The sequence below is a fragment of the Robiginitomaculum antarcticum DSM 21748 genome, assembly GCF_000365025.1.
In the GTDB taxonomy this organism is placed as follows: domain Bacteria; phylum Pseudomonadota; class Alphaproteobacteria; order Caulobacterales; family Maricaulaceae; genus Robiginitomaculum; species Robiginitomaculum antarcticum.
Map to the genome: position 1 here is coordinate 366,685 of NZ_KB823013.1, position 24,335 is coordinate 391,019.

A 24,335-nucleotide genomic window follows, 5' to 3' on the forward strand; every position below is an offset into this window, starting at 1 on the left:
ATCCCTTTGCGCGTCTAACAGGCGCGCATGGGATCATCACATAATCATTATATATTCGTTGCCGCAATCGCCGGCGCCTTTGGCGTACGCGGCGAGCTGAAACTTAAATGCTTTACCGCCGCGCCCAAAGGCGCGGTCAGTTACGGCCCGCTTTTAGACGAGTTCGGCAAGACCGTTTTGACTGTCTTGAGCTCGCGCGTCGTCAAAGAGGGATTGGTCGTGAAAGCCAAAGAAGTCACCGTTCGTGAGCAGGCCGAAGCGATGAAATCGACCAAATTATATGTGCCGCGCACAGCCTTGCCGCAAACGGATGAAGATGAATATTACGTTGATGATCTTGTCGGTCTGTCTGTGCGCGATGTGTTAGGCGAAGCCGTCGGCGTGATTGCCGCCGTGCATAACTTTGGCAGTGATGATTTGATTGAAGTGAAACCCGCGCGCGGCCAAACTTATTTCGTGCCGTTCACGCTGGCCGAAGTCCCGCGCGTGTCTATGGAGGAGCGCTTTATCGTGATTGATCCAATGGACACCATCGAGGGTGACGAGGCTAAAGATAAGACTAAGGAAAACGCCGATGACTAAACCTGTCTCACGACGAAATGTTCTGGCGCTCTCCGCCGCCGTCTCTGCCGCCGCCGCATGCGGAACTCCTAAGCCCGAAGCCTTTAACGGCAAAAACGAAAGCGCGCCCGACGGCCCGTTTCAGCATGGCGTGGCCAGCGGCGACTCGTCTCAAGACGGCTTTGTCATTTGGACGCGCGTCACGCCCCAACAGCCGGGCGAGCAGATACAAGTCGCTTGGACTATTGACCTCAAAAACGCCGTCAATGGGACTGTCTCCGTTCAGTCCGGACAGGGCGTCGCCACCGCCGAAACTGATTACACATTCAAAGTGGTGGTCACAGATCTATCGCCAGGCGAAAATTATACATTTGGATTTGCTGCATCAGGACAGACAATTTCCGGTCAGGCTAAAACCCTGCCATCGGGCGACATATCCTCAGCCCAATTCGCCGTTGTGTCCTGCGCTAATTTCCAGTCCGGATATTTTAACGTCTATGACCATATTGCGCGTCGCGACGACATCGACGCTGTCCTTCATCTGGGCGATTATTATTATGAATACGGGCCTGACGGATGGGGCGGCGGTTGGGGCGAGAGCAATGAGCGCGTTCACGAACCGCGTCATGAGTTGATCACATTAAGTGATTACCGCGGACGTCACGCGCAATATCGCGGCGATGCCAATCTGCAAGCGATGACCGCCCGCCACATCATGATTCCGGTCTGGGATGATCATGAGACCAGCAATGATAGCTGGTCCGGCGGCGCGCAAAATCATCAGGAGGATGAAGGCGAGTGGATCACCCGCCGCAACGCCGCCATGCAGGCCTATTATGAATGGATGCCTATTCGCGAACCGGCTGATATTGCCGACCGTCACAAACGCGTGCGCTCCTATAGCTATGGCGATTTAGCGACACTTTGCGCGGTGGAGACCCGCCTTACCGCCCGCGCCGAGCCGATTAATATTGACGATTATACCAAGGATATGAACGGCGCTGAAGACGCAGCCGCGTTTAAGCGCGATGTCTTAAACGCGCCTGACCGCCCGATGATGGGCGATGAACAGACCGCGCAGGTCGTGCAGACCTTGACGCAGTCTAAAGCGGCGGGGCAGCCTTGGCGGATTTTGCTCAACCAAGTCGTGATGGGCCGCGTCCTGACCGCCGATCTGGGTCCCTATGTCAATGAAGAGGCGATTAGCGCGCTGGAAGCCGATTGGCCTGCCGTACGCGATTTTGTCCGCAATAGCGGGTTTAACCTGCCCGTCTATCCCGATAGCTGGGACGGCTATCCTTGGGCGCGCGAACAGTTTTACGGCGCGCTGCAAGACGCGGGCATTACCGACATTGTCACGCTGACGGGTGACGCTCACGAATTTTGGGCCAATGATCTCACCCGCGATAACGGCGTGAAAATGGGCGTCGAGCTTGTCACAACATCTGTTACCTCGCCGACGCTAAAATCCTATTTCGGCGACGCGACGGCGGATTATAATTTACTGGTCACGCAGGCCAATGAAGACGTGCGGTATTATAATGCCCTTAATAACGGCTATATGACCCTGACCCTGACGCCGAAAAAAGCGGTCTGTGAGATGATTATTGTCGATACGGTGACAGCGCAGGATTATAGCGCGCAGACCACGGCGCAGTTCTCCATTCGTAAGCGCAAAGACAGCCTTAAATTCTCCGGTCCGCGCGGCCTGTCCATAAAACAACGCGCTTTGTTTGCAGGGCTGGGTTAGTCTTTCCGGGTCAATCCCGCCACCCTAATCAAGAGTAGGTTTGCGGCGCGCAGACTTAATCACAGAACGTTGCTTTTTAGCTTCAACGCTCCGGCGTATGGCCCCCCGGCTGGGACGGGTCGGGATACGGCGTTTGGGCCGCGCCGCCGCTTCGGTAATCATGATTTTAAGCCGGGCTTTGGCCGCGCGCGTATTAGCGCTCAGCGTGCGGTGCTCATTGGCTTTGATGACGATGACGCCGTCATTGGTCACGCGTTGATCAGACAGCGCCGACAGCTTGCGCTTCACCCGCTCCGGCAGGCTCGACGCGCCGATATCAAAGCGTAAATGCACAGCGCTGGAGACTTTATTGACGTTCTGTCCGCCCGGGCCGGACGCGCGGATCGGCGTGATGCCGATCTCACTCTCGGCTATGGATATTGTGGACGTAATTCGCATAGCCCATATATGACCCGAGAAAATGTTGGCGTCCAGATGAGAGGTGCAAACCCGTGATCTGCCTGCATGAGTACCGAAATGCCACATGATAAGCTGAATTTTACGTTAAGACCTCATAAACTTATTGAAGTTGAAATGAACTCTTTGAAAGTTCAATGAGTTTTTGTGTTTTCAAGCTCTTGTTTTTATTCACTTTTTTCTCAGTTTTTACATTTCATTAAACTCTTTCCCCTATATAAAAATTGTTAGCGTAAATCTTCCCATTCACGTGACATTTTTGTGAGCCCCATAGGGGTTTTAGTCCGGCCAACTTTCCCACAGGCCGGGCGGACAATTCAGGCCGCGATATTACTCCCGATATCGCGGCCTTTTATTGTCTACGCCGCGCATATCCTATTTGACATACCACCCATAAATGGAATAGAACATTACGGGAACACTCGGATGTAATCTATGGCCAAAATTTCCAATATCTTTGTCTGTCAATCGTGCGGCGGCGTCCATGCCAAATGGAGCGGGCGCTGTGACGCCTGCGGTGAGTGGAATACGCTCGTCGAAGAAGTGACAGCGCAAAATCCGTCCAGCGCAACCAAGCGGCGCAAATCCGGACGGGCCCTGCAGTTTACGGCGCTTGAAGGCGAGGCCAAATCCCTGCCGCGCCGCGTCTCTGGCATTGGTGAATTTGACCGCGTGACAGGCGGCGGGCTCGTGCCCGGAAGCGCTATTCTCGTCGGCGGCGATCCTGGCATTGGCAAATCCACATTATTGCTCCAAGCCGTCGCCAAGCTGGCGGGCAAAGGCCACAAAGTCGCCTATATCTCCGGCGAGGAGGCCACCGACCAAGTGCGCCGCCGCGCCAAACGTTTAGGCCTGTCCAAAGCCCCTGTTGCGCTGGCAGCGGAAACCGGACTTGGCCCGATCCTTGACGGCTTAATGGCGGAAACGCCCGACATTGTCGTTATCGATTCGATACAGACATTATGGAGCGACGCATTGTCGGCCGCGCCCGGCACGGTCGCGCAGGTGCGCGCCTGCGCGCAGGAACTGACCCGTTTTGCCAAGAAGCGCGGCTGCTGCGTGATTTTGGTGGGTCATGTGACCAAGGACGGACAAATTGCAGGCCCGCGCGTGGTCGAGCATATGGTCGATGCCGTGCTGTATTTCGAAGGTGAGCGCAGCCATCAATTCCGTATTTTGCGCGCCCATAAAAACCGCTTCGGTCCGACGGATGAAATCGGCGTCTTTGAAATGGGCGAAAAGGGTCTGGCCGAAGTGCTAAACCCGTCAGCTCTGTTTCTGGACGGGCGCGGAGATGCGGCCTCAGGAGCGGCTGTTTTCGCGGGCATCGAAGGCTCCCGCCCCGTTTTGACCGAGATACAGGCGCTCGTCGCGCCATCGGCTTTCGGCACGCCGCGCCGCGCCGTTGTCGGCTGGGACACCGGGCGGTTGGCTATGGTGCTGGCCGTGATCGAGGCGCGCGGCGGGATCAGCTTTGCAGGCAAGGATATTTATCTCAACGTGGCCGGCGGACTTAAAATCAACGAACCGGCCGCCGATCTGGCCGTGGCGGCGGCGATATTATCCTCCCATTATGATGTCGCGCTCCCGTCTGATGCTGTGGTCTTTGGCGAGATCAGCCTGTCAGGGGATGTCCGCCCCGTCGGGCGGGCCGATGCGCGCATGAAGGAGGCCGCTAAACTGGGCTTTGGCCGCGCTATAGCGCCCGCGCCGCTCAAATCGGGCAATTCCAAAAGCAGTATTGCCCTGCCCTTAATTGCAATCAAGACTTTGCCCCAGCTTGTAGACCGTGTAGAGAGCCTCGCAGAACGGGGTCGCGATTTCACAGCGCCGCAGGATTAGCCCTTGGCGAAATCCGCGTATGTGAGAAGCGGCTTCGGCGCGGTGAAACTCTAATTACGGCTCATTTATGAGTATTGGACCCTGGGATTTTGGCGGCTTTGACATTGTTGTCTTGCTGCTCTTGGTCATTTCCGGCCTTATGTCGCTGAGCCGTGGATTCCTGCGCGAAATCGTCTCTATCGCAGCTTTGGTCGCCGGATTGCTGGCCGCACTTTTTCTCTTCGGACGCTTTCAGAATGCCGTGCAGGATATGATCCAGCCGCTATGGCTGGCTAATGGCACCCTGGGTCTGGGGAGTTTCGCGCTGGCCTATATGCTGGTCACCTTCATCTTACGGGGCGGCGTCAAGAAATTGCGCGGGCGAGAACCGGGCTTTATTGACCGCTTGTTCGGGCTGGGCTTCGGCATATTTCGCGGTCTGCTGATCTCGGCGCTCTTTGTCATCTTATGGACAATGGCCAGCCGCGATAATACCACACCCGGATGGATTGAACAGACAACCTTCTACCCCATATTGAAACCGATAACGCAGGTGATGATGAACGTGCCCTTTGCGCGTATCAAAGATTCAGCCGAGGACACTGTCGAGCGGGGCCGCGAGGCCGACCCCGAACAGCAGGATGAGGACAATGTGCCATGAGCCAAGACCGATCACGGATCACAGATCAGGCCGGGAGCCCGGACAAAACGGTAGATTTCTTTGATCCTGCCGACGATAAGCTGCGTGAGGAATGCGGCGTTTTCGGTATATTCGGCATGGATAATGCAGCGTCACTGACGGCGCTGGGCCTTCATGCTTTGCAACATCGCGGACAGGAAGCCTGCGGCATTGCTTCGGTTGACGGCATTCGCTTTCACGCCGAGCGCCATATGGGTCTGGTCGGTGATAATTTTACGGGCGACGATCCGTCCGAGCGTTTAAAAGGCCATGCCGCCATCGGTCATGTGCGCTATTCAACGGCGGGCGAAACCGTGCTGCGTAATGTCCAGCCGCTATATTCAGAGCTGAATACGGGCGGCTTTGCGCTGGCCCATAACGGCCATATCACAAACGCCTTCACCATACGCGAGCAGCTTGTCGAAGACGGCGCGATTTTCCAGTCCACATCCGATACCGAAGTGGTCATCCACCTGACGGCGCGCGCTAAAGGCGGCAAATTTATTGACCGCTTTATCGATGCCCTGCGCCAGATTGACGGCGGGTTCGCCTTTGTCGGACTGACTAAAAAGAGCTTGATCGGCGCGCGGGACCGTCTCGGCATTCGTCCGCTTCTGATCGGGCGTCTGGGGGAGAATTACCTTCTCGCATCGGAGACCTGCGCGCTGGATATGATCAGCGCCGAATTTATCCGCGAAGTTGATCCGGGCGAAGTCGTTGTGATTAACGCAGACGGCATTCGCTCCTTCCGCGCCTATCCCGAGGTTGCCGCGCGGCCCTGCGTGTTTGAATTTGTCTATTTTGCCCGCCCTGACAGTGTTGTCGGCGGCAAGTCGGTTTACGAAGTGCGCAAACGCATGGGGCAGAGACTGGCGCAGGAAACTCCCGCCGATGTCGATGTCATTATTCCTGTTCCCGATAGCGGCGTTCCGGCCGCTTTGGGCTACGCCCAGGAAACCGGCATTCCGTTCGAGCTGGGCATTATCCGTAACCATTATGTCGGACGCACCTTTATTGCGCCGACGCAGCAGATCCGCGATATGGGCGTGCGTCTTAAGCACAGCGCCAACCGCGCTATGATTGAGGGCAAACGCGTTCTCTTAGTGGACGATTCTATTGTGCGCGGCACAACATCGACCAAAATCGTGCGCATGATCAAAGCGGCCGGCGCCAAGGAAGTGCATTTCCGCAGCGCCTCTCCGCCGATCAAATTCCCTGATCATTACGGCATTGATATGCCGACGACGGAAAAACTCATTGCGGCGAATTACGGGCTCGAGGCCATGCGCCAGATGCTCGAAGTGGACAGCCTCGGCTTTCTGTCTATTGAGGGTCTATATTGGGCGATGGGCGAGCAGTACCGCTCTGATACCGCGCCGCAATATACTGATCACTGTTTTACCGGGCATTATCCAACGCCGCTGACCGATGTTGAGCGCGAGAAAGCCGGCAAATCAGCCAAGCAGCTCTCCTTCCTCGTCGAAGTCGCATAGTATGACAGATAAAGCTCTAGCCGGCCGCGTCACATTGGTGACGGGGGCCTCGCGCGGTATTGGATATTTTGCGGCGCTTGCGCTCGCCAAAGCGGGGAGCCATGTGATTGCACTGGCGCGCACATCCGGCGCTCTGGAAGAACTTGATGACGAGATAAAAGCAGCGGGCGGCGAAGCCACGCTCGTACCGATGGATTTGAAAAGCCCGGACGGGCTGGACCAACTGGGCGGTATTATACATCAGCGGTGGGGACGGCTTGACGGGCTGCTCGGTAACGCCGCCATTTTGGGCGACATTACGCCCGCGCCGCATATTGATCCGAAAAAATGGGACGAAGTGCTCGCCGTCAATGTCACCGCCAATGCGCGTCTTATCCGTTCGCTTGATCCGCTGCTGCGCAGCTCGAAGTCGGGCCGCGCCCTGTTTATGACCAGCAGTGTTGCGCGCAGTTTCAAGCCCTATTGGGGCAGTTACGCTGCCAGTAAGGCCGCCTTGGAAGCGCTGGTTTTATCCTATGCCGGAGAGGTCGAAGACAGCACGCTCAAAGTTAATCTGTTTGATCCGCTGCGCACCCGCACCGCTATGCGCGCCAAAGCCATGCCGGGCGAAGATCCGCAAATCCTGAAACACCCGCGCGACATTTCAGATCAGATTGTGGGCATGTTATCACCGTCATGTGTGCAGCATGGGCAATTGGTGATTGCTCAAGCTTAGTTCCTACGCGGTGCGCCTCTTAACTCTCGATTGCTTCGACTTGATGTGATAAAATTCATGGAAATATACCCTTAATTCGTCATCCAGAGGCGCGAAGCGCCGAGGGATCCAAGTCTAGGACTATCCATGCACTTCGCCGATTCATTGGCTTATTATGTATACATGATGGCGAGTATGAAGAACGGTACGCTTTATCTAGGCATGACTAACGACCTAGAGCGTAGAGTTTGGGAACATAAAAATAACGAAAATCCTAAAAGTTATACTGCGCGATATCATATCCACCGCTTAGTTTACTTTGAAACTTTTGACTCTCCAGATACTGCAATCAGGCGAGAGAAATATCTAAAAGGAAAATCTCGGCAGTTTAAAATTGAACTGCTGGAAATGAAAAATCCGCATTGGATAGAATTATATGAGAAATTTATGCGCGGTGGCAATATCTAGGCATGGATCCTTCGGCCTTTTCAAGGCCTCTGGATGACAGAACGCGTGTTAAGCGGTTTGATTCAACACTCGCAAAATTCGTCACAGAGATAGGTCTGCGTTTTCGGTAGCGCCGCGTTTGAGAACATATGCGCGGCGTCTCCAGCCTCAACCAATTGGCCTTCGCATAAAAAGAGGACGTGATCGGCAATGCGTTTGGCCTGCGCCAGATTATGCGTCACCGTCAGAACGGGGATGGTGCGGCCCAGATCGCGCATCAACGCCTCTATCGTGCGGGCACTGACCGGATCAACGGAGGCTGTCGGTTCATCCATTAAAAGAACATCGGGTTTAAGCGCCAATGCGCGGGCAATGCACAAGCGCTGTTGCTGCCCCATAGACAATGTGTCGGCGCGTTCGCCCAGACGGGCATGGACATCGTTCCAGAGCGCTGCGCCGCGCAGAGCCTGCTCGACAATATCGTGCTTTTGGGCTTGGCTGAGCTTCACGCCGCGCAGCCCGAACAGCACATTTTGCGCAATCGAGCGCGGGAAGACGCAGGGCTTTTGAAAGACCATGCCGATCCGCGCGCGCAATTTTGTGACATCGCAATCCTTGGCGTAAATTTCGCAGCCTTCAAAATAGGCGCGGCCCTGTATCGACAAGCCGGCCATATCGTCGCTAATGCGGTTTAGCGCGCGCAGCAGGGTTGATTTCCCTGCCCCCGACGGGCCGACAAGCACGGTAACGCCGCGCTTAGGCAGATGGGCGTTGACGCCGGAGAGAATGCAGCTATCGCCGAACCAGACGCCGAAATTCTCCAGCGAAATAGCGACATGGTGCGGCGCGCTACTGACGAGTTTCAGATGTTGGGACTGCGGCATGATATCTCCTAATTTAACGCTGCGAGAGGGGTAACAGGCGGGCGCGGGCGAAAAAGGCGGCCAGGCTGAACATTGCCACCAGAGCGATGAGGGTGAAACTTGCCCCCCACGCATTTTGAAGCGCGGCGGGGTCGGCGGCCTGCTGCGCTAAAGCCAGAATATGGGTTGGCAGAGTTGCCACCGGCTCGGCCAGACTGCTCGGGACGCCGGCGCCGGAAAAGGCCGTCGCAATAAACATGATCGGGGCGGTCTCACCAATGGCCCGCGCCAGACCGATCAAAAGCCCTGTGACCAGGCCGTGCAGGCTTTGCGGAATGATAATGCGCAGGGCGGTCTGCTCGCGGGTTAGGCCCAGCGCATAGGCATTTTCACGGTAGGGTGTATCGATGCCCCGCATGGCGGAGATCGTCGCCATACAGGCCGTCGGGAGCATCATAATGGCCAGGATAACCGCGCCGACAAACCATGACAGGCCTGTGCCGAATATATTGACAAAAAGTATCAGCCCGAACAGGCCAAAAATTATTGAGGGCACGCCGTTCAGACCATAGAGCGCCAGATCGAACAGGCGTTGAGCGGCCGTATTTTTGATATATTCACTGCGATAGACCGATGCGCCCAGCGCCAGCGGCGCAGCAATAAGTCCGGCGGTTAACACAATCAGCAGCGAGCCGAATATCTGATAGGAAATTCCGCCGCGACTGCCGAAATCGCGTGACGGCATAAATAGGAAATCCAGCGATATAGCCTGCGCGCCGCGCACAATGATGGCGCCCAGCAGAAACGCCAAAATACAGACGCTAAGCCCCAGCGCCGCGCGCGTCGCCGCTGCGAAGATATGTTCTTTGGCGGCGCGGCTAATCATAAATTGCCTCCACCCCGTTGGGACGGCGATTGATCAACCATTGCGCGGCCCCTGTCAGCGTTAGAGTAATAAGCACCAGAATAAGCCCCATCAGAACGAGCGCGCTAAAATGGGCGGAGCCAAAGGCGCTCTCGCCCAGTTCGCGCCCAAGCTTAGAGGTTATGGTTTGTCCGGATGACAGCACATTGAAAATTGGGCTGGGGAGGCGGTCAAGAGAGCCAATGACCAGCATAACGGCCATGGTCTCGCCCAGCGCGCGACCTAAGGCGAGTAGACCTGCGGCTAGAATATCGCGGCGAGCATGGGGCAGGACGACATCCAGAATAACTTCGTGTCGATACAGTCCCAAAGCGCGGGCATTTTCACGCTGAATTACCGGCACATTGGAAATGGCGTCTTCGGTCAGCGTCAAAATCGTCGGCAATATCATAACGGCCAATATTAGCCCCGCCGTCAAAATCAGGCGGCCCGTCTGCAAATCCAAACCCTTGGCGACCCAGACGCTAATATAAGCGACGCCGATCAGGCCGTAGACAATAGAGGGAATTCCGGCGAGCACTTCGAGCGCCGATTTTATAATGCCGCGCAGCCGCGCCGAGCGCGTCTCTGCAATATAAATGGCCGTCAGCACGCCCAGCGGCAAAGCAATCGCCATCGCAATCACCATCACAACAATTGAGCCGTAAAGCATAGGGATGATGCCGTATTGACCCAAGTTCGGGTTCCAGACTGTGCCGAAAAGCGATGCCGGATTATGGGACAGCACAGGGCCCGTCTGGCCCAGCAAAGTGATTAGGATAACCGCGCAAATGGCGGCGCAGATGAGGGCGCTGATGAGAAAATAGCTGCGTAAAGCCCGGCCTGATGGCGGGGCGGGGCGGGTAAAATCCATGGCCGCAGCGCTCACTTGTTAACCGGCAAATATCCGGCGTCGACCACATGGGTCTGGCCTTCGGGCGAGAGCACAAAATCGATGAAGGCTTTGGCCTGCCCTGAAACATCCTCGCGCGTAACAATTAAAAGGTCGCGGGTAATGGGAAAAGCGCCGGAATTCACATTGTCCAGCGTCGGGGCCACCGCGCCGTTCGCCGTCGTAATTGATAAGGGCCGCACATCAGCATTGGCCCATGCAAATGAAATCATACCAATGGCGCTATCGCTTTGCGCCAGCGCGGTTTGCTCTTCATTATTAGAGCCCACAACCAGATCCGCGCCCGGCGCTTGCATATTTTTATCGCCAAACACAATCCGGGCGAAGACTTGCCTCGTCCCGCGCCCGGCCTCTTTGTCGACCGCGAATATGGCTCTATCCGGACCGCCAAAGGCGCTCCAATTATCGACACGCCCCATATAAATATCGGTAACTTGTTCAAAGGAAAGCTGCGTGACTCCGGCGTCATAAATTTCTGATGAAACGGCAGGCGCAACCGCGTCGCGCCCAATGGCTGTGACGGTAAAGCTGTGACGGGCGAACCGGGCGCGTTCCTCAGCGGTTATATCGCGGCTCATCATGCCAATATCGGTTTGCCCTTCGGCCAGCTGTTTAAAGCCGCCGCCGGAGCCGCCTGCATTGACAATAATTTTTGCGCCGGTTTGCATCGTATAGTCATCGGCAGCGCGGCTGATGGCCGGAAGGACGGTTGTCGAACCGGAAATTGAGACCGTATCGCCAGCCGTTTTCACGCCATCCCCGCCGCAAGCGGTTAATATTGTGGCCGCAGCAAAGCTAACCCCGGCGACGTGGACGCCGTAGCGGAATATATAACGCATAGAAAATCCCGAAATATAAATTGTCTTCATTGATAGTGAAGCCCCCCGACGTTTCTTCAAATCAAGTCATCGTGAACGCGCACCGCCGCAGATGAACGCTTTATGACGATAGCGCTCGGCAAGCGTTCAGACAGGTTCTGTTAGAAAGATATTAATGCGGCGGACAGGACTGTTATTCCGATAGCCCGGCACCGCGATTATGGAGGTATTTATGACCTATACAGATTTAACAAAAGGCCTCTCCCGCGCCGGTTTTGCCGCTGCAGCTTTGGCCGCAACTTCATTTGCCCTGCCTGGTCTCGCCTCCGCGCAGAACTACGGCTATTATGCCGGTGATCAATATAACGCCGCGCATGAGCAGTGCAAAAAGGATGAGAAACGCGACAAATTAGTCGGCGGCCTGATCGGCGCCGTAATTGGCGGCGTGGTTGGCTCTAATGTTGCCGGAGACGGCGTACAGGATGAGGGCACAGCCATTGGCGCCGTAGTTGGCGGTCTGGCCGGAGCCGGAATTGCCGATAAACGCGTGGATTGCGACCCCGCTTATGGCAATGGGTATAACGACTCTTATAACACTCAGTATAACAGCCAGCGCGTTGTTTACGGTCAGGGCGGCTATCAAAATAGTGGCTACCAGAATGATGGCTATAACCAAGGCACTTATAACCAAGGCACATATCCGGTTTACCAGACCGGCACATATCGCACCCCGCAGCCCGTCTATCGTCAGCAGCCTGTTTATCGTCATGACACATACGGTCAACAGCGCCGTCAGGACGCGCTTGAGGCCCAGCGTCAAGAGCGCCTTAAAGCCGCGCAACGCGCCGAGCGTCAACAGCGCAAAGCGTACCGCAAAGGCTACCACACAGGGCAGGCGCAAACCCATTATCACGGCAAATATATTTGCTACGATCATCACTAATCTTCTGACGGGCTCTGATTTTCCCGAGCCAGTTTCCGTCTCAAGACGCGGCGCATTGCTAAGCAATGCGCCGTTTTTGTTGCAGGCATACAAATTGCATGGTAATTTAAGTTAAATAAACACTCTTGGGCTAAACGGCTTGAGATTATTTCGAAGAGCCTCGGTATTGGCCGCATTCCCGGCTGGTTACGAAGACTGTTTCGATGTTTAAACGGTGATCTTAGGAGCCTGATATGATATCTTATCTTTTTCGCGGCGTAGCTGCAGCGACGCTTTGTTTTGGCGCAGCCTCGGCCGCCAATGCTCAGATTAATTTTGATCGCGGTAGCGACTATGCCTATACAGGCGGCGGCGCTGTAATTGGCGGGGTGATCGGCTCTAATGTTGCCGGCGGCGGCGTACAGGATGAAGGCACAGCCATTGGCGCCGTTATTGGCGGACTGGCCGGAAACTATATTGGAAACCAAATTCAAGCCCGCCAGGACGCGCGCGCTTATTATGGCCCGCAATATGAAAATGGTTATGGCAGCCAAGGCGGATACGGCGCAAATTACGGCGCGTCATATGGCAATAGCTATGGCGGCAGCTCGCGCTATGGCAATTATAATGTCGGCGTGCCCGCTGGCGGATATGAAACTGCAGGCCGCTATGGCTATAGCCAGTCCGGGTATAGCTCCGGCGGCTATGCGCCGGTCAGCTATTCAAATGGCGGATATATGAACGGCGGTTACGCGGCGGGTGGATACAACACTGTTATGCCAAGCGTCCCGGCCTATTCCGGCGCGCCCTGCGGCGTAAATTTCGGATGCGGCGGCGTTTACACCACGCCGGGCGGCTATGTCGCCGGCCCTGTCTATACCCAAAGCTATAGCACGGTGACGCAGACTCCGGCCGTTGTTCAGCGCGTGCCCGTGGTGACTCCCGTCTACCGCGCTCCGGTTCAAAGGGTCATCTCGTCTCATACATATACCCATAGCGCGCCGCCCATGGAAACTGCGCCATGTCCGGCCGGCACCACGCCGCAATCAGACGGCACATGTTTGCAAGCTCCGACGGTATGTTCGACGCCTGTAACCACCAGCCATACATCCTGCCCGCCGGTCCATCACGGTGGCCATAGCCGCCACTAATATATCGATATTTGGCCTCACGGCAAATATCCGCGCTTTGTTCACATAATATAATTTTAAAAATGGGGCTGTAGAGCCCCGTTTTTTATGCGCCGCTAGCGCAGGGCTTCAGCCTACGTTCATCTAAGGTTAATTAGTATAAAATTGGAATTGCGCCCTGATATCGGGAGTCAGGCGGGCAAAGATACAAATTAGGAATATCTCATGAAAACTTTCATCACCTTATCTTTTTCAGTCGCGGCGGCTTTGGCCATAGCGGCTCCCGTGAGCGCGCATGACAATGGCTATGCGCATCAGCATCAGCAAAGTAGCGGGGGCAACCAGTTGGTCGGCGGCTTAATCGGCGCTGTTGTTGGCGGCGCTATCGGCTCAAATGTTGCCGGAACAGGCGTGCAGGATGAGGGCACGGCGATTGGCGCAGTGATTGGCGGCGTGGTCGGATCACAAATCGCAGCGCAGTCAGGCCGGTCCAATTATAATTCCAATTATAATAATGGCGGCTATTACCAGCAGGGCGGGTACACCCAGCAGCCCGTCTATGGACAAACCCGGTATAATAATGGCTATTCAGGCGGGTACCAAAACAACACCTATCAAAATGGCGGATATTATAATAACGGCGTTTACTACGCCCCGCAGCCGCAATATTACCAGCGCCCGCAGCCTGTATATTATCAGCAGCGTCCGGCGATCAGTATAAATCTGGGTTATTCAAATAATTACCGGCGCCCGGTATATCGCCACAGTAATTACGGCCATGGCCAACGCAATTATCGCCGCGATCGGCCACATCGCCGCGGCCATTAGAGCTTAACGGCGTAAACTAAAAACTCAGAATTGCCCGATCCCCCGCGGATCGGGCTTTTTGTTTGGCCTTTTACCACAAAGCCCTGATCGGTCATCCATGCCGCAATCAGGCGCGGTGCGTCTTCGGCCCGCTCAGTATCTTTGACGACGCCGTTTTTATTTAGCGCATCCGGGCCTAATTCAAATTGCGGCTTTACCAAAAGAATCGCCTCGCCGCGCGGCTTTAAAAATGTGAGCGGCACAGGCAGGATTTTGGTTAGGGAAATAAAACTGGCATCACACACCACAAGATCAATGCGCGCCGGAATATGCGCCGCCGTCAGGGTTCGGGCGTCCTGTTGCTCTAACAGAGCGATTTTAGGCTCAGCGCGCAAAGCGTAGTGAAGTTGATCCGTGCCGACATCGATCGCGAATATCTTGGCCGCTCCGCGCAAAATGAGAAGCTGCGAAAAGCCGCCCGTCGAGCTGCCAATATCCAGACAGGTTTGTCCCGATGGGTCGACACCGAAAACGTCCAGCGCTTTTTCAAGTTTAAGCGCCGCGCGCGAGACATAAGGGTGAGCGGGCTTTGCGCTAATGACATCTGTATCGCTAACCTTATGTGCGGATTTGCGAACGGGTTTACCGTTAACAGTGACGCCACCGGACTTAATCGCAGCCTGCGCCGCACTACGCGTCTCTAAAAGCCCGCGCTGAACCAGCGCTTGATCAAGCCTAGGCAAGTATCTGCGCGCCTTGCAGGTCGCGGCCAATGATTGAGAATACTTTCTCGACAATATGATCAGCGGTCAGGCCAGCAGCCTGATACATTTTCGCGGGTGTGTCCTGATCGATAAATATATCGGGGAGCGTCATGATGCGGAATTTAAGCCCGCGGTCAAACCGGCCCGTCTCTGACAATTCGCGCGCGACAAATGCTCCAAAGCCGCCCATAGCGCCCTCTTCGAGGGTCAGCAGAACTTCGTGCTCGTCAGCCAGGCGCGCGATCAAGTCCTTATCAAGAGGCTTGGCAAAGCGCGCATCGGCCACGGTGGTCGACAGACCAAGATGGTCAAGCTGCGTTGCGGCCATAACCGCTTCGCCCAGGCGCGTTCCATATGACAGGATCGCGATTTTTGTGCCTTCTTTGATGATGCGGCCTTTGCCGATCTCAAGCGGGGCGACAATGTCAGGAATTTCAATGCCGGTCGCTTCACCGCGCGGATAGCGAAAGGAAATCGGACCGTCATTATGATCAACGGAAGTTTTGATCATACGCGCCAGTTCGAGCTCGTCGGCCGCCGCCATGCAAATAAAGCCCGGCAGCGCGCCCAGATAGCCAATATCGAAACTGCCAGCATGGGTCGGCCCGTCTGCGCCGACAAGTCCCGCACGGTCCAGCGCGAAGCGAACCGGCAATTTCTGGATGGCGACATCATGGACGACCTGATCATAACCGCGTTGCAAGAATGTCGAGTAGATCGCCGCGAAAGGCTTCATCCCGTCCGCTGCCAATCCGGCTGCGAAAGTCACGCCATGCTGCTCGGCAATGCCAACATCGAATGTGCGTTCAGGATGGGATTTTGAAAAAATATTCAGGCCCGTACCGCCCGGCATAGCGGCCGTAACAGCGACAATTTTATCGTCTATATCAGCCTGTTTGGACAGCTGCTCGCCAAACACCTGGGTATAGCTTTTCGCATTCGGCGTAGATTTACTTTGCACGCCGGTCACGACATTAAATTTTGAGACGCCGTGATATTTATCAGCGGAGTTTTCCGCCGGTGCGTAGCCTTTGCCTTTTTGGGTCACCACATGAATCAGCACCGGGCCGTTTTTCATATCGCGGCAGTTTTTCAGGATCGGCAAAAGATGGTCCAGATCATGCCCGTCAATCGGCCCTACATAATAAAAGCCCAGCTCTTCAAATAATGTCCCGCCCGTGACCATGCCGCGCGCATATTCTTCGGTCTTGCGGGCTGTATTGCGGATACTGCTGGGCATGCCGCTGACGGCGGCTTTGCCGATATTGCGCACTTTGCGGTAACTGGAAGACGAGACCATGCGGGCCAGGGTCGCGCTCATCGCCCCGGTCGGCGGCGCGATCGACATGTCATTGTCGTTGAGGATAACGATCAGGCGGCTATCCATAGCGCCGGCATTATTCATAGCCTCGTAAGCCATGCCTCCCGTAATCGCGCCGTCACCGATGACAGCAACAACATTATTATTTTCACCTTGTAGATCGCGAGAGACCGCAAACCCCAAGCCGGCTGAGATAGATGTCGAGCTATGGGCCGCGCCGAACGGATCATATTCAGATTCCGCGCGCTTGGTAAATCCGGACAGTCCGCCGCCCTGCCGGATTGTCCCCATGCGGTCGCGGCGGCCGGTCAGGACTTTGTGCGGATAAGTTTGATGGGAGACGTCCCAAATCAATTTGTCATCGGGTGTATTGAAGACATGATGCAGCGCGACGGTCAGCTCGACCACGCCTAGTCCCGCGCCGAGATGGCCGCCCGTGATAGAAACCGTATCCACAACCTCGCTGCGCAGCTCATCACAAAGTTGCAAAAGCTCCTCTCTGCTAAAATCCCGAATATCAGCGGGACTGTTAACGCGGTCAAGAAGCTCACGGCTGCGGGTCAGGGAGCAATCTGTTGTCATACATAATTCCTAATCGATAAACCTTAGAAGCATATCTATGCGCGCCGCTCCAGCACGAACTGCACTGCATGCCTGAGCGGGTCGGCGTTAGCGCCAAAAATGTCCATATCCGCTATCGCGGCCTTCGAGATTTCGCGCGCCCGCGCCTTTGCGCCGTCCAATCCCAATATGGTCACGAATGTGGCTTTCCCATGGTCATTATCCTTACCGGCGGCCTTGCCCATCACATGGGCGTTGCCTTCCACATCCAGCAAGTCATCCGTGATTTGAAACAGCAGGCCAACACGGCGCGCATAGCGTGACAGGGCGTTATATTGCGCTTTGCTTGCCCCGCCCAGACGCGCGCCCGCGCTGATGGCATAGTGGATGAGCGCGCCGGTTTTAAGATCTTGAAGTGTCGTGATTGTCTTCTCGGTCTGATCCAATTCATCCATGGACAGATCGATCATTTGTCCGCCGATCATGCCGGCCTCACCGCTGCGCATGGCCAGCTCTGCGCTCAGGGCCAGTTGCAGGACAGGATCAACGCCGTCCATCGGCGTGCACATCAGCTCAAACGCATGGGTCAGCAGTGCATCACCGGTCAGAACCGCTGTCGCTTCATCCCATTGTCTATGCACGGTGGGTTTACCACGCCGCACATCGTCATTATCCATACAGGGCAGGTCGTCATGAACCAGCGAATAGACATGTACGCACTCCAGCGCGGCCGCGACGCGCCAAGCCGGTTCATCGTCATAGCCCAGCATTTTAGCCACAGTGATGACGAAATAGGGTCGCAAACGTTTACCGCCGCCCAAAGCGGTATAGCGCATCGCGGCGGCGATGCGCGCATTCAATCCTTCAGAACGGGGTAAGTAACCGTCAAAACGGCCTTCAAAGCGGCGGGCAAATTCAGTAATTTCAAATTTAAAATCGCTCATAATGAAAGCGCCGCCGGGCGTGGACTAGCTATCCAACGGCTCTGTGCCGGGCGTGCCGTCCGGCCCGAGCACGATTTTATCGACCTTGAGCTGAGCGGATTTCAGCTTGGCTTCGCAATGCGCTTTGAGCGCCGCGCCGCGTTCATAAATTTTGATACTGTCTTCGAGCGGAGCGTCGCCGCGTTCAAGACGCTGTACCAGCCCTTCGAGCTCGCGAAGGGCATCTTCGAAACTCAGGTCTTTAATCGGGGTATCGGCCATAATGACTGCCTAAAATTACGTGTTATGTATTTGCGCTGTTTTGCGCTCAAATCGCCTGTATTTCCAGTGCAAATCCCCTTGATTCTCAGTACATACCCACCCGCGCCGCACAAGCTGCGTTCTGATCATGCGGTTAAACCAGCCATGGGCGGTCAGCAGCACCAATTTTCCGCCGCTCGCTTCACGCTCAAGCATCTCTGCGGCCTCGCCGGCGCGAATGCGCGCCTCGTCAACGGTTTCCATTCCATCCGGAAATCCCCAAAACCAACATATACGGGCGAGTGTCCCCCATGTTTTCGGACGTAGCTTTAACAGCGGAAGATGGGGCGGAGGCAGAGGCGCTTCGACAAAGACGACGTCAACCAAATCAGCCGCGGCGCTGCGTGCGATATGCGCGGTCTGCATGGCGCGCGGTAAGGTGCTGGAGACAACAAGGTCAGCTTCCTGAGCAAGCGTACTGATACCGTTTGGAGCGATCTGATCATCGGCTAAACCGCCCGCGTCATAGGCTTGCCACCAGTCACGATATTCACGCCATGTCAGGCGCACCTTTCGTGACAGGGCCGGACGGCCGTGGCGCGCAATGATCAAAACATCAAAGCCGGGCTTATGTGTGGATTTAATCCCCATATGCAGGTCTTATTCAGGCGCGGCAGACGGGGCAAGTCCCTGCGGCTAAAACCTACAACATTATCCGGAAATTTCCCGCGCCTTTTTCGCGACCCGCTCTTGATAACGTTGGTAATTATCTCTGGCGAGCGGCCATTCGGGATAGCGGACGATTACATCTTCAAAGCCTGCGCGCGCTTCACTATGACGGCCGAGCCAGCCCAGAGCCATCGCCTTATTAAGGCGGGCCGGAGCCTGATTTTTAATGCCGAAGTCTAGAGCGGAGTCATAATCAGCAATCGCTTTGTCAAAATATCCAGCGAGGAAATAAAGATTGCCGCGATTGGCCCGGGCTTCCGGCAGTTTTGGATTAATCTTAAGCGCCGCTTTATAGTCATCCCATGCGGCCTCAATATCGTCATTGACTTTATGCAATATGCCGCGATTGACCAAGACGGCAGCGCGGTCGCGTTTAAATAAATCCGCGCTTTCCAGCGCATCGTCACAGGCCAGTATATTTTTTCGCGTGGCGCGCTCGTATTGTGCAGCCTTATAACAGCTATGCGCGTCATTATTCGTACCGTAAACCGTAACTGAACTGGCCGAGGCCGGAACAACAAAGAGAAATGCGGTCAACGAAAGACCGGCCGTCATGAGGCACAGGGAGGAGAGTCTTTTAAAACAAGCCATGACTTATTATAGCACAAAACCCGCTAAAAATCGAGTCCGGCTATAATTTGATGAACCAGCGGCCTTTGGGGCAGTACAGTCCCTCTTCGGATTTGCAGCGGCGGAAAGACAGCACCATCATTTCGGCCCGCCCGATAATGTAGGATATCGGCACAAATCCGGGGCCGCGGCTGTCACGGCTGTCTGTCGAATTATCGCGGTTATCCCCGATGAAAAACAATGTGTCTTCGGGCACAAAAAACGGATCCGTCGTGTCATTTGTGTATTTGTCGCCGCGCTCATAGATAAAATGCTCGCCGTCTTCATCGGGCCATTTTTCACGGTATTTTGTGACATTCACAACATCAGTAAATTTTTTATCGCGGGAATCATATTCGCGGTAGAGAAGCTGGCCCACTTCCTCACGCTCGATCAGTGCGCCGTTAATATAAAGGCGCCCGCGTTTGTATTGTATCTCGTCGCCCGGAAGGCCAACCACGCGCTTAATTGTAACCACACTGGTTTTCGGGTTGCGAAAGACTACAACATCGCCGCGTTCAGGTAGAGAAGCATTAATAACGCCGTCGCCGAGAAAATCCATTTTACCGCCAAAGGGGATGTCGTGGCGGCTATAGCCATAGGCAAATTTCGAGACATAAAGGCGGTCGCCGACTTCAAGAGTCGGCTGCATGGACTCAGAGGGGATACGGTATTGGCCGTAAGCGAAAGTCACAAACAGTAGATAGGCCAGTAGGAACAGGCCGTAAAAGCGCAGCTCAGAGGCAAGAGTGGCCTTTTTCTTCGGCGTCTTTGCACGGGTGCCGTCTTCGGGCTTTGTCTTGGCCATAACAAACCTGTCCTTAGTCTATCGCGCGCATTGCCTCATAGGCGACCACGCCGCTGTGACCTATACTGTGGTCAGCGAAGATGAAAAGGGTTTTCACATGTCAATCTCGCAATATTGCTGCCGCGCCATACAGGTTGCATTTCTTGGAACTCTGCTAACCGCCTGTGCCGCCGCCCCGAACCTTGCGCCCACAGCCGCGCCTGCGGGCAATTATATACTGGATCCCGCCCATACGTCTGTCATCTGGACGGTCAGTCATGCGGGACTGTCGCGCTATACGGCGCGATTCGATACGGTCTCCGGAACGCTTAACTTTGATCCCGATGCGCCGGAGAGCAGCCATGTTCATATCCGCATTGACGCGGCCAGCGTCAGCACAGGACTGCCGGATTTTGATGATACGATCGCTATGGACGCCAAATATTTCGACGCCGGGCGTTATCCTGACATCACTTTTGTTACGACACATATATCGCAGACTGGAGAGACCGCGGGTAAAATCACGGGTGATTTGACATTTCGTGGCGTGACCAAGCCCGTCATTTTGGACGCCATTTTTTACGGATCGGGGACATCTTTTGGCCATCCGGGCAAGACATTGGGGTTTGCGGCGACAGCCACGCTTCAAAGGCGTGAATTTGGGCTGACTCATCTTATCGCATTTGGTATAGGAAATGAGGTTGAAGTAAGAATTGAAACAGAGTTCAATGAAGACGCGGGCAAGACGTCCCGCTAATCTTTGCCCCATAAATTAAGGAGGGGAGAGTGAGTAAATTCATTCCGCTGGATGCGCAAGGCGCGGCTTTGGCTGCTAAAAGCTTTCATCATGGCGATATTGTCGCCTTTCCGACTGAGACAGTTTACGGACTGGCTGCACGCGCCGACGATCCCGACGCATTAAGCCGGCTCTACGCGCTTAAAAACCGCCCTGAAGACAAGCCTTTGCCCCTGTGTCTGGCGCATGAGCACGCCGCAGACAGTTATGCCGAGATCAGCCCGGCCGTGCGCCGTCTGATGGCCGCATTCTGGCCCGGCCCGCTGACGATAGTGCTTCCGGCGCTCAGCGTTTTCCGCCTTGCGCCGCAGGTCTATGGCCCCGATGGCACGGTGGCTTTGCGCCGCCCCAAAGCCCCCTTTATCGACATGCTGTCATCGCTCTCCTTTCATCTGCCATTAGCGCTCACAAGCGCCAATATGTCCGGCGAACCGGAAACCCACAGCGCTATTGAGGTGAACCGCGCACTGGGCGACCGCGTTCCGCTCATCATTGATGGCGGCATGCTGGCCCCCGCGCGGCCTTCGACGATTGTTAAAGTAGACGGCGGTCAGCTGACGATATTGCGTGAGGGCGATATTTGCGAGGCGGCGTTACGCCAAGCCGCTTATACTGACGCAAACGCATGAACACCGCTGGACTTGACGCATTAAAAACCCGCCTGCCCGCGCAAATCTGGACGGATGATGCGACGCAAATTGCGCCCTGGCTGTCCGAATGGCGCGATAAATTTCACGGCACTTCCCCCCTTATGCTTATGCCGCGCAGCACGGAAGATGTCGCTCAGGCCGTTAAAATCTGCGCAGAATATAAACTTCCTCTCCTGCCGCAGGGCGGCAATACGGGCCTGGTCGGCGGATCAACGCCGCAGGGCGAAGTGCTGCTGTCGCTACGCAAATTAAACGCTCTTCGCAGCGTCAGCGCCGCCGATCAGCTCTTGATCGTGGAGGCCGGAATGACCCTTCAAGCTGTGCAGGAGGTTGCCACGAAAGCCGGTATGATGTTCCCGCTCAGCCTCGCCGCCGAAGGCAGCTGCACGATTGGTGGCAATCTGTCGACGAATGCGGGCGGCGTGCATGTGATAAAATATGGCAGCGCAAAATCTTTGTGCCTTGGCGTGGAAGCGGTGATGGCCGACGGGTCGGTTTATTCAGACCTGTCACGTCTGCGCAAAGATAATACCGGATATGATTTATCGCGGCTGTTTTTAGGCGCGGAAGGGACACTGGGGATTATTACAGCGGCCAGCTTGCGTATGGTGCCCGCGCCTGCGGGGCTGATGCGCGCACTGGTTGCGCTGGACGGGCCGGACGCCGCGCTTGACCTGCTCGGCCGCGTTCAGGACCGCGCGCTCACACTGTTTGAAGTCATGCCGCGCAGCGCAATAGAGCTGGTTTTGAAATATATTCCGGATCAACGTGACCCGTTTTCGGAAGCGCATCCATATTACGTCCTGATTGACTGGGAATTGCGAAACCATGACGCCGCCGCGCGCGAGCCATTTACAGATATGTTGTCGCGCGCGCTTGAGGCGGGTATTATCCGCGATGTGGTGATTTCACAAAATGAGACACAAGCGGACCAGCTTTTAGCCCTACGTGAGCATATGAGCGCGGCGCAAAAGCATGATGGCGGGTCAATCAAACATGATATCAGCGTCGCCGTCTCGGATGTGCCGGCGTTTTTCTCCCGCGCCGACGCGCTGATGGCGCAGATGATACCCGGATGCCGCCCTGTCGGCTTCGGCCATATGGGCGACGGCAATATCCACTATAATGTGGCGCGGCCCGAGGACATGGCTCCGCAGGATTTTCTTGCGCAATGGGACTGGGTGCAAACGGCCGTCCATGATCTGGTCACCGATATGGGCGGCTCCATCAGCGCCGAGCACGGCATTGGCATCATGAAAAAAGACGATTTGGCGGCCCGTGCCGACCCGGTCAAAATTGCACTGATGAAAACCCTGAAAGCCTCGCTGGATCCGGACAGGATTATGAATCCCAGGATCATGATCTAAGTGATGATTTAGGCTTAAGCATAAACTCAATATTTAGCACTTTGCGTTACCAACGCGCTATGAACACACATAGCGAAATTATTACACCCGATGATCCTACCCGCCGTAAGCTGCGCAAACCGGAACGCGGAGAGCTGTCTAAAAACACGCAGACCTACGCCTTTTTGGGCACGCAGTTCCAGCCGCTTACAGCTGACCAAACATTGCAGCGTGCATCATGGATCACGGCCGCGCATAGCTTTCGCTATATTGTGACGCCCAATGTCGATCATATCGTACGCTTATCGCGTGAACCTGACGTGTTCAAACCGCTTTACCGCGCGGCGTGGCTGTCGGTCTGTGACAGCCGTATTTTGGAATTGCTGGCCCGCTTTGCGGGAATTCCGCTTCATGCCGTGCCGGGCTCTGATTTAACCCGCGGCATTATCGAAGATATTGCGGACACTGATACGCCCGTCACTGTGATTGCCGGCAATGAGGCCGTGGCCAAAACCGTGGCGGGAAAATACGGTCTGACAAATATGTCCGTCCATGTCCCGCCTATGGGACTACGCCATAAACCGGACGCTGTAGCGGCCTGCGCAGATTTTATCGCCTCTCACGCAGCGCGCTATCACTTTATCTGCGTGGGCAGCCCGCAACAGGAAATGATTGCCAAAGCGGCATTGGAGCGCGGCGATTGCACCGGGCTTGGGCTATGCGTCGGGGCCTCACTGGATTTCTTGGCCGGAGTGCAAAGCCGCGCGCCAAAAGGCATGCAAAACGCGCGGCTGGAATGGCTCTATCGCCTGTATAAGGAACCGACGCGTATGTGGCGGCGTTATTTAGTCGACGGGCCAAGCGTCTTTATAATTTACTTTAAATGGATTATAAAGAGCGCACTCCAACGCCATTAAGAGGATAAGGCGATGAAAATTTTAATGGCGAGCGCAGGCGCATTACTTTTTTCATTTACCCCGCCTGTTTTTGCGCAAAGCGCATGTGACCAGTTTAAAGACGACCTCTCCAATACACAGAAGCGTGACCGTTCAGGCTCGTTGGGCGAAGAACTCGACAAGAGCCGCGGCGGAGGCCCTTTAAGCTTTTCGACCTGTGAAGAGGACAGCCTCAATTACGCGGATGAAGTCCGCAAACTTGACCCTAAGGGCATGAAACCCAAACCCGCTGCTGACCCGCAATGGGGGATTTTGCGGCCCGAACTGACCAATCCAATTGATATTGAGATCGTCCCGTCATCCGGTCCGCAGGTCGAAATTGTCAAGCCTGATGAAAAAACCAGACGACAGCCCTGAGGCGTTACCTGTCGAGA

The 24,335-nt window shown here is 55.4% G+C and carries 27 protein-coding genes; 15 read left to right on the top strand and 12 right to left on the bottom strand.

Annotated features, from left to right (window positions below; all coding sequences use genetic code 11):
* Positions 1–27: 27 nt before the first annotated feature.
* Positions 28–582 (top strand): ribosome maturation factor RimM, encoded by a 555-nt coding sequence (gene rimM / locus H142_RS0111210; protein WP_017932230.1) that lies wholly within the window; start codon positions 28–30, stop codon positions 580–582.
* Positions 575–2,311, top strand: a complete 1,737-nt coding sequence (locus H142_RS15535) for an alkaline phosphatase D family protein (RefSeq protein ID WP_017932231.1) — start codon at positions 575–577, stop codon at positions 2,309–2,311. The genes rimM and H142_RS15535 overlap by 8 nt, the downstream gene beginning before the upstream one ends.
* A gap of 24 nt (positions 2,312–2,335) precedes the next feature.
* Here the strand turns inward: H142_RS15535 and arfB are convergent, their stop codons facing one another.
* Positions 2,336–2,749, bottom strand: a complete 414-nt coding sequence (arfB, locus tag H142_RS0111220) for an alternative ribosome rescue aminoacyl-tRNA hydrolase ArfB (RefSeq protein WP_017932232.1) — start codon at positions 2,747–2,749, stop codon at positions 2,336–2,338.
* 453 nt (positions 2,750–3,202) lie between these two features.
* On the opposite strand from arfB, the gene radA reads away from it, so the two are divergent.
* From radA to H142_RS0111245, 5 genes are all read left to right on the top strand, one after another.
* On the top strand, positions 3,203–4,609 hold the full coding sequence (gene radA / locus H142_RS0111225; protein ID WP_017932233.1) for a DNA repair protein RadA: 1,407 nt from the start codon (positions 3,203–3,205) through the stop codon (positions 4,607–4,609).
* 67 nt (positions 4,610–4,676) lie between these two features.
* Positions 4,677–5,249, top strand: coding sequence for a CvpA family protein (locus H142_RS0111230; protein WP_017932234.1), 573 nt, complete (start codon positions 4,677–4,679; stop codon positions 5,247–5,249).
* Entirely contained in the window at positions 5,246–6,760 is a 1,515-nt protein-coding gene (gene purF / locus H142_RS0111235) for an amidophosphoribosyltransferase (protein WP_017932235.1), read from the top strand. The genes H142_RS0111230 and purF overlap by 4 nt, the downstream gene beginning before the upstream one ends.
* Position 6,761: 1 nt before the next feature.
* Positions 6,762–7,475 (top strand): SDR family NAD(P)-dependent oxidoreductase, encoded by a 714-nt coding sequence (locus H142_RS0111240; RefSeq protein WP_017932236.1) that lies wholly within the window; start codon positions 6,762–6,764, stop codon positions 7,473–7,475.
* Positions 7,476–7,601: 126 nt separating this feature from the next.
* Positions 7,602–7,922 (top strand): GIY-YIG nuclease family protein, encoded by a 321-nt coding sequence (locus H142_RS0111245; protein ID WP_017932237.1) that lies wholly within the window; start codon positions 7,602–7,604, stop codon positions 7,920–7,922.
* Positions 7,923–7,984: 62 nt separating this feature from the next.
* Here the strand turns inward: H142_RS0111245 and H142_RS0111250 are convergent, their stop codons facing one another.
* The 4 genes from H142_RS0111250 to H142_RS0111265 are packed head-to-tail and all read right to left on the bottom strand — an operon-like array spanning position 7,985 to position 11,420.
* The gene (locus H142_RS0111250) at positions 7,985–8,785 is read right to left on the bottom strand and encodes a phosphate ABC transporter ATP-binding protein (RefSeq protein ID WP_017932238.1); all 801 of its coding nucleotides are present in this window, start codon (positions 8,783–8,785) and stop codon (positions 7,985–7,987) included.
* Positions 8,786–8,798: 13 nt separating this feature from the next.
* Positions 8,799–9,650: a phosphate ABC transporter permease PstA gene (gene pstA, locus H142_RS0111255; RefSeq protein ID WP_017932239.1), complete on the bottom strand. Its 852-nt coding sequence runs from the start codon at positions 9,648–9,650 to the stop codon at positions 8,799–8,801.
* The gene (gene pstC, locus H142_RS0111260) at positions 9,643–10,557 is read right to left on the bottom strand and encodes a phosphate ABC transporter permease subunit PstC (RefSeq protein ID WP_017932240.1); all 915 of its coding nucleotides are present in this window, start codon (positions 10,555–10,557) and stop codon (positions 9,643–9,645) included. The genes pstA and pstC overlap by 8 nt, the downstream gene beginning before the upstream one ends.
* Entirely contained in the window at positions 10,554–11,420 is an 867-nt protein-coding gene (locus H142_RS0111265) for a phosphate ABC transporter substrate-binding protein (protein ID WP_169331854.1), read from the bottom strand. Before H142_RS0111265 ends, pstC begins: the two co-directional genes overlap by 4 nt.
* A 211-nt stretch (positions 11,421–11,631) precedes the next feature.
* On the opposite strand from H142_RS0111265, the gene H142_RS0111270 reads away from it, so the two are divergent.
* From H142_RS0111270 to H142_RS16415, 3 genes are all read left to right on the top strand, one after another.
* Positions 11,632–12,342, top strand: a complete 711-nt coding sequence (locus H142_RS0111270; protein ID WP_169331855.1) for a glycine zipper 2TM domain-containing protein — start codon at positions 11,632–11,634, stop codon at positions 12,340–12,342.
* Positions 12,343–12,575: 233 nt separating this feature from the next.
* Positions 12,576–13,472, top strand: a complete 897-nt coding sequence (locus H142_RS0111275; protein WP_017932243.1) for a glycine zipper 2TM domain-containing protein — start codon at positions 12,576–12,578, stop codon at positions 13,470–13,472.
* Positions 13,473–13,676: 204 nt separating this feature from the next.
* On the top strand, positions 13,677–14,279 hold the full coding sequence (locus H142_RS16415) for a glycine zipper 2TM domain-containing protein (protein WP_017932244.1): 603 nt from the start codon (positions 13,677–13,679) through the stop codon (positions 14,277–14,279).
* On the opposite strand, the gene H142_RS0111285 is transcribed toward H142_RS16415, so the two are convergent.
* The 7 genes from H142_RS0111285 to lepB form a co-directional block, all read right to left on the bottom strand.
* Entirely contained in the window at positions 14,276–15,001 is a 726-nt protein-coding gene (locus H142_RS0111285) for a TlyA family RNA methyltransferase (RefSeq protein WP_017932245.1), read from the bottom strand. The genes H142_RS16415 and H142_RS0111285 overlap by 4 nt on opposite strands.
* Positions 14,994–16,925 (bottom strand): 1-deoxy-D-xylulose-5-phosphate synthase, encoded by a 1,932-nt coding sequence (gene dxs / locus H142_RS0111290; protein WP_017932246.1) that lies wholly within the window; start codon positions 16,923–16,925, stop codon positions 14,994–14,996. The genes H142_RS0111285 and dxs overlap by 8 nt, the downstream gene beginning before the upstream one ends.
* Before the next feature lie 35 nt (positions 16,926–16,960).
* Complete coding sequence (locus H142_RS0111295) at positions 16,961–17,848, bottom strand: polyprenyl synthetase family protein (RefSeq protein WP_017932247.1); 888 nt, start codon at positions 17,846–17,848, stop codon at positions 16,961–16,963.
* Between the two features lie 24 nt (positions 17,849–17,872).
* Positions 17,873–18,109, bottom strand: a complete 237-nt coding sequence (locus H142_RS0111300) for an exodeoxyribonuclease VII small subunit (RefSeq protein WP_017932248.1) — start codon at positions 18,107–18,109, stop codon at positions 17,873–17,875.
* A 15-nt stretch (positions 18,110–18,124) separates the two neighbouring features.
* Entirely contained in the window at positions 18,125–18,739 is a 615-nt protein-coding gene (locus H142_RS0111305) for a histidine phosphatase family protein (RefSeq protein ID WP_017932249.1), read from the bottom strand.
* 60 nt (positions 18,740–18,799) lie between these two features.
* Positions 18,800–19,354: a tetratricopeptide repeat protein gene (locus H142_RS16420; RefSeq protein WP_169331856.1), complete on the bottom strand. Its 555-nt coding sequence runs from the start codon at positions 19,352–19,354 to the stop codon at positions 18,800–18,802.
* Positions 19,355–19,448: 94 nt separating this feature from the next.
* Positions 19,449–20,234: a signal peptidase I gene (gene lepB / locus H142_RS15555; protein WP_017932251.1), complete on the bottom strand. Its 786-nt coding sequence runs from the start codon at positions 20,232–20,234 to the stop codon at positions 19,449–19,451.
* On the opposite strand from lepB, the gene H142_RS0111320 reads away from it, so the two are divergent.
* From H142_RS0111320 to H142_RS0111340, 5 genes are read left to right on the top strand one after another with little or no spacing between them, the layout of a single operon-like run.
* Positions 20,227–20,970, top strand: a complete 744-nt coding sequence (locus tag H142_RS0111320; protein ID WP_017932252.1) for a YceI family protein — start codon at positions 20,227–20,229, stop codon at positions 20,968–20,970. The genes lepB and H142_RS0111320 overlap by 8 nt on opposite strands.
* A 29-nt stretch (positions 20,971–20,999) precedes the next feature.
* Positions 21,000–21,638, top strand: a complete 639-nt coding sequence (locus H142_RS15560) for an L-threonylcarbamoyladenylate synthase (protein ID WP_017932253.1) — start codon at positions 21,000–21,002, stop codon at positions 21,636–21,638.
* Entirely contained in the window at positions 21,635–23,026 is a 1,392-nt protein-coding gene (locus H142_RS0111330; RefSeq protein WP_017932254.1) for an FAD-binding oxidoreductase, read from the top strand. The genes H142_RS15560 and H142_RS0111330 overlap by 4 nt, the downstream gene beginning before the upstream one ends.
* A gap of 59 nt (positions 23,027–23,085) precedes the next feature.
* Positions 23,086–23,922 (top strand): WecB/TagA/CpsF family glycosyltransferase, encoded by an 837-nt coding sequence (locus H142_RS0111335; protein ID WP_017932255.1) that lies wholly within the window; start codon positions 23,086–23,088, stop codon positions 23,920–23,922.
* 12 nt (positions 23,923–23,934) lie between these two features.
* On the top strand, positions 23,935–24,318 hold the full coding sequence (locus H142_RS0111340) for a hypothetical protein (protein ID WP_017932256.1): 384 nt from the start codon (positions 23,935–23,937) through the stop codon (positions 24,316–24,318).
* The last annotated feature ends 17 nt before the right edge of the window (positions 24,319–24,335 follow it).

Excerpts from the sequence above, each read along its gene's own strand:
- rimM (WP_017932230.1), top strand. The coding sequence starts at position 28 with ATGGGATCATCACATAATCATTATATATTCGTTGCCGCAATCGCCGGC.
- H142_RS15535 (WP_017932231.1), top strand. The coding sequence starts at position 575 with ATGACTAAACCTGTCTCACGACGAAATGTTCTGGCGCTCTCCGCCGCC.
- arfB (WP_017932232.1), bottom strand. The coding sequence starts at position 2,749 with ATGCGAATTACGTCCACAATATCCATAGCCGAGAGTGAGATCGGCATC.
- radA (WP_017932233.1), top strand. The coding sequence starts at position 3,203 with ATGGCCAAAATTTCCAATATCTTTGTCTGTCAATCGTGCGGCGGCGTC.
- H142_RS0111230 (WP_017932234.1), top strand. The coding sequence starts at position 4,677 with ATGAGTATTGGACCCTGGGATTTTGGCGGCTTTGACATTGTTGTCTTG.
- purF (WP_017932235.1), top strand. The coding sequence starts at position 5,246 with ATGAGCCAAGACCGATCACGGATCACAGATCAGGCCGGGAGCCCGGAC.
- H142_RS0111240 (WP_017932236.1), top strand. The coding sequence starts at position 6,762 with ATGACAGATAAAGCTCTAGCCGGCCGCGTCACATTGGTGACGGGGGCC.
- H142_RS0111245 (WP_017932237.1), top strand. The coding sequence starts at position 7,602 with ATGCACTTCGCCGATTCATTGGCTTATTATGTATACATGATGGCGAGT.
- H142_RS0111250 (WP_017932238.1), bottom strand. The coding sequence starts at position 8,785 with ATGCCGCAGTCCCAACATCTGAAACTCGTCAGTAGCGCGCCGCACCAT.
- pstA (WP_017932239.1), bottom strand. The coding sequence starts at position 9,650 with ATGATTAGCCGCGCCGCCAAAGAACATATCTTCGCAGCGGCGACGCGC.
- H142_RS0111265 (WP_169331854.1), bottom strand. The coding sequence starts at position 11,420 with ATGCGTTATATATTCCGCTACGGCGTCCACGTCGCCGGGGTTAGCTTT.
- H142_RS0111270 (WP_169331855.1), top strand. The coding sequence starts at position 11,632 with ATGACCTATACAGATTTAACAAAAGGCCTCTCCCGCGCCGGTTTTGCC.
- H142_RS0111275 (WP_017932243.1), top strand. The coding sequence starts at position 12,576 with ATGATATCTTATCTTTTTCGCGGCGTAGCTGCAGCGACGCTTTGTTTT.
- H142_RS16415 (WP_017932244.1), top strand. The coding sequence starts at position 13,677 with ATGAAAACTTTCATCACCTTATCTTTTTCAGTCGCGGCGGCTTTGGCC.
- dxs (WP_017932246.1), bottom strand. The coding sequence starts at position 16,925 with ATGACAACAGATTGCTCCCTGACCCGCAGCCGTGAGCTTCTTGACCGC.
- H142_RS0111295 (WP_017932247.1), bottom strand. The coding sequence starts at position 17,848 with ATGAGCGATTTTAAATTTGAAATTACTGAATTTGCCCGCCGCTTTGAA.
- H142_RS0111300 (WP_017932248.1), bottom strand. The coding sequence starts at position 18,109 with ATGGCCGATACCCCGATTAAAGACCTGAGTTTCGAAGATGCCCTTCGC.
- H142_RS0111305 (WP_017932249.1), bottom strand. The coding sequence starts at position 18,739 with ATGGGGATTAAATCCACACATAAGCCCGGCTTTGATGTTTTGATCATT.
- lepB (WP_017932251.1), bottom strand. The coding sequence starts at position 20,234 with ATGGCCAAGACAAAGCCCGAAGACGGCACCCGTGCAAAGACGCCGAAG.
- H142_RS0111330 (WP_017932254.1), top strand. The coding sequence starts at position 21,635 with ATGAACACCGCTGGACTTGACGCATTAAAAACCCGCCTGCCCGCGCAA.
- H142_RS0111335 (WP_017932255.1), top strand. The coding sequence starts at position 23,086 with ATGAACACACATAGCGAAATTATTACACCCGATGATCCTACCCGCCGT.
- H142_RS0111340 (WP_017932256.1), top strand. The coding sequence starts at position 23,935 with ATGAAAATTTTAATGGCGAGCGCAGGCGCATTACTTTTTTCATTTACC.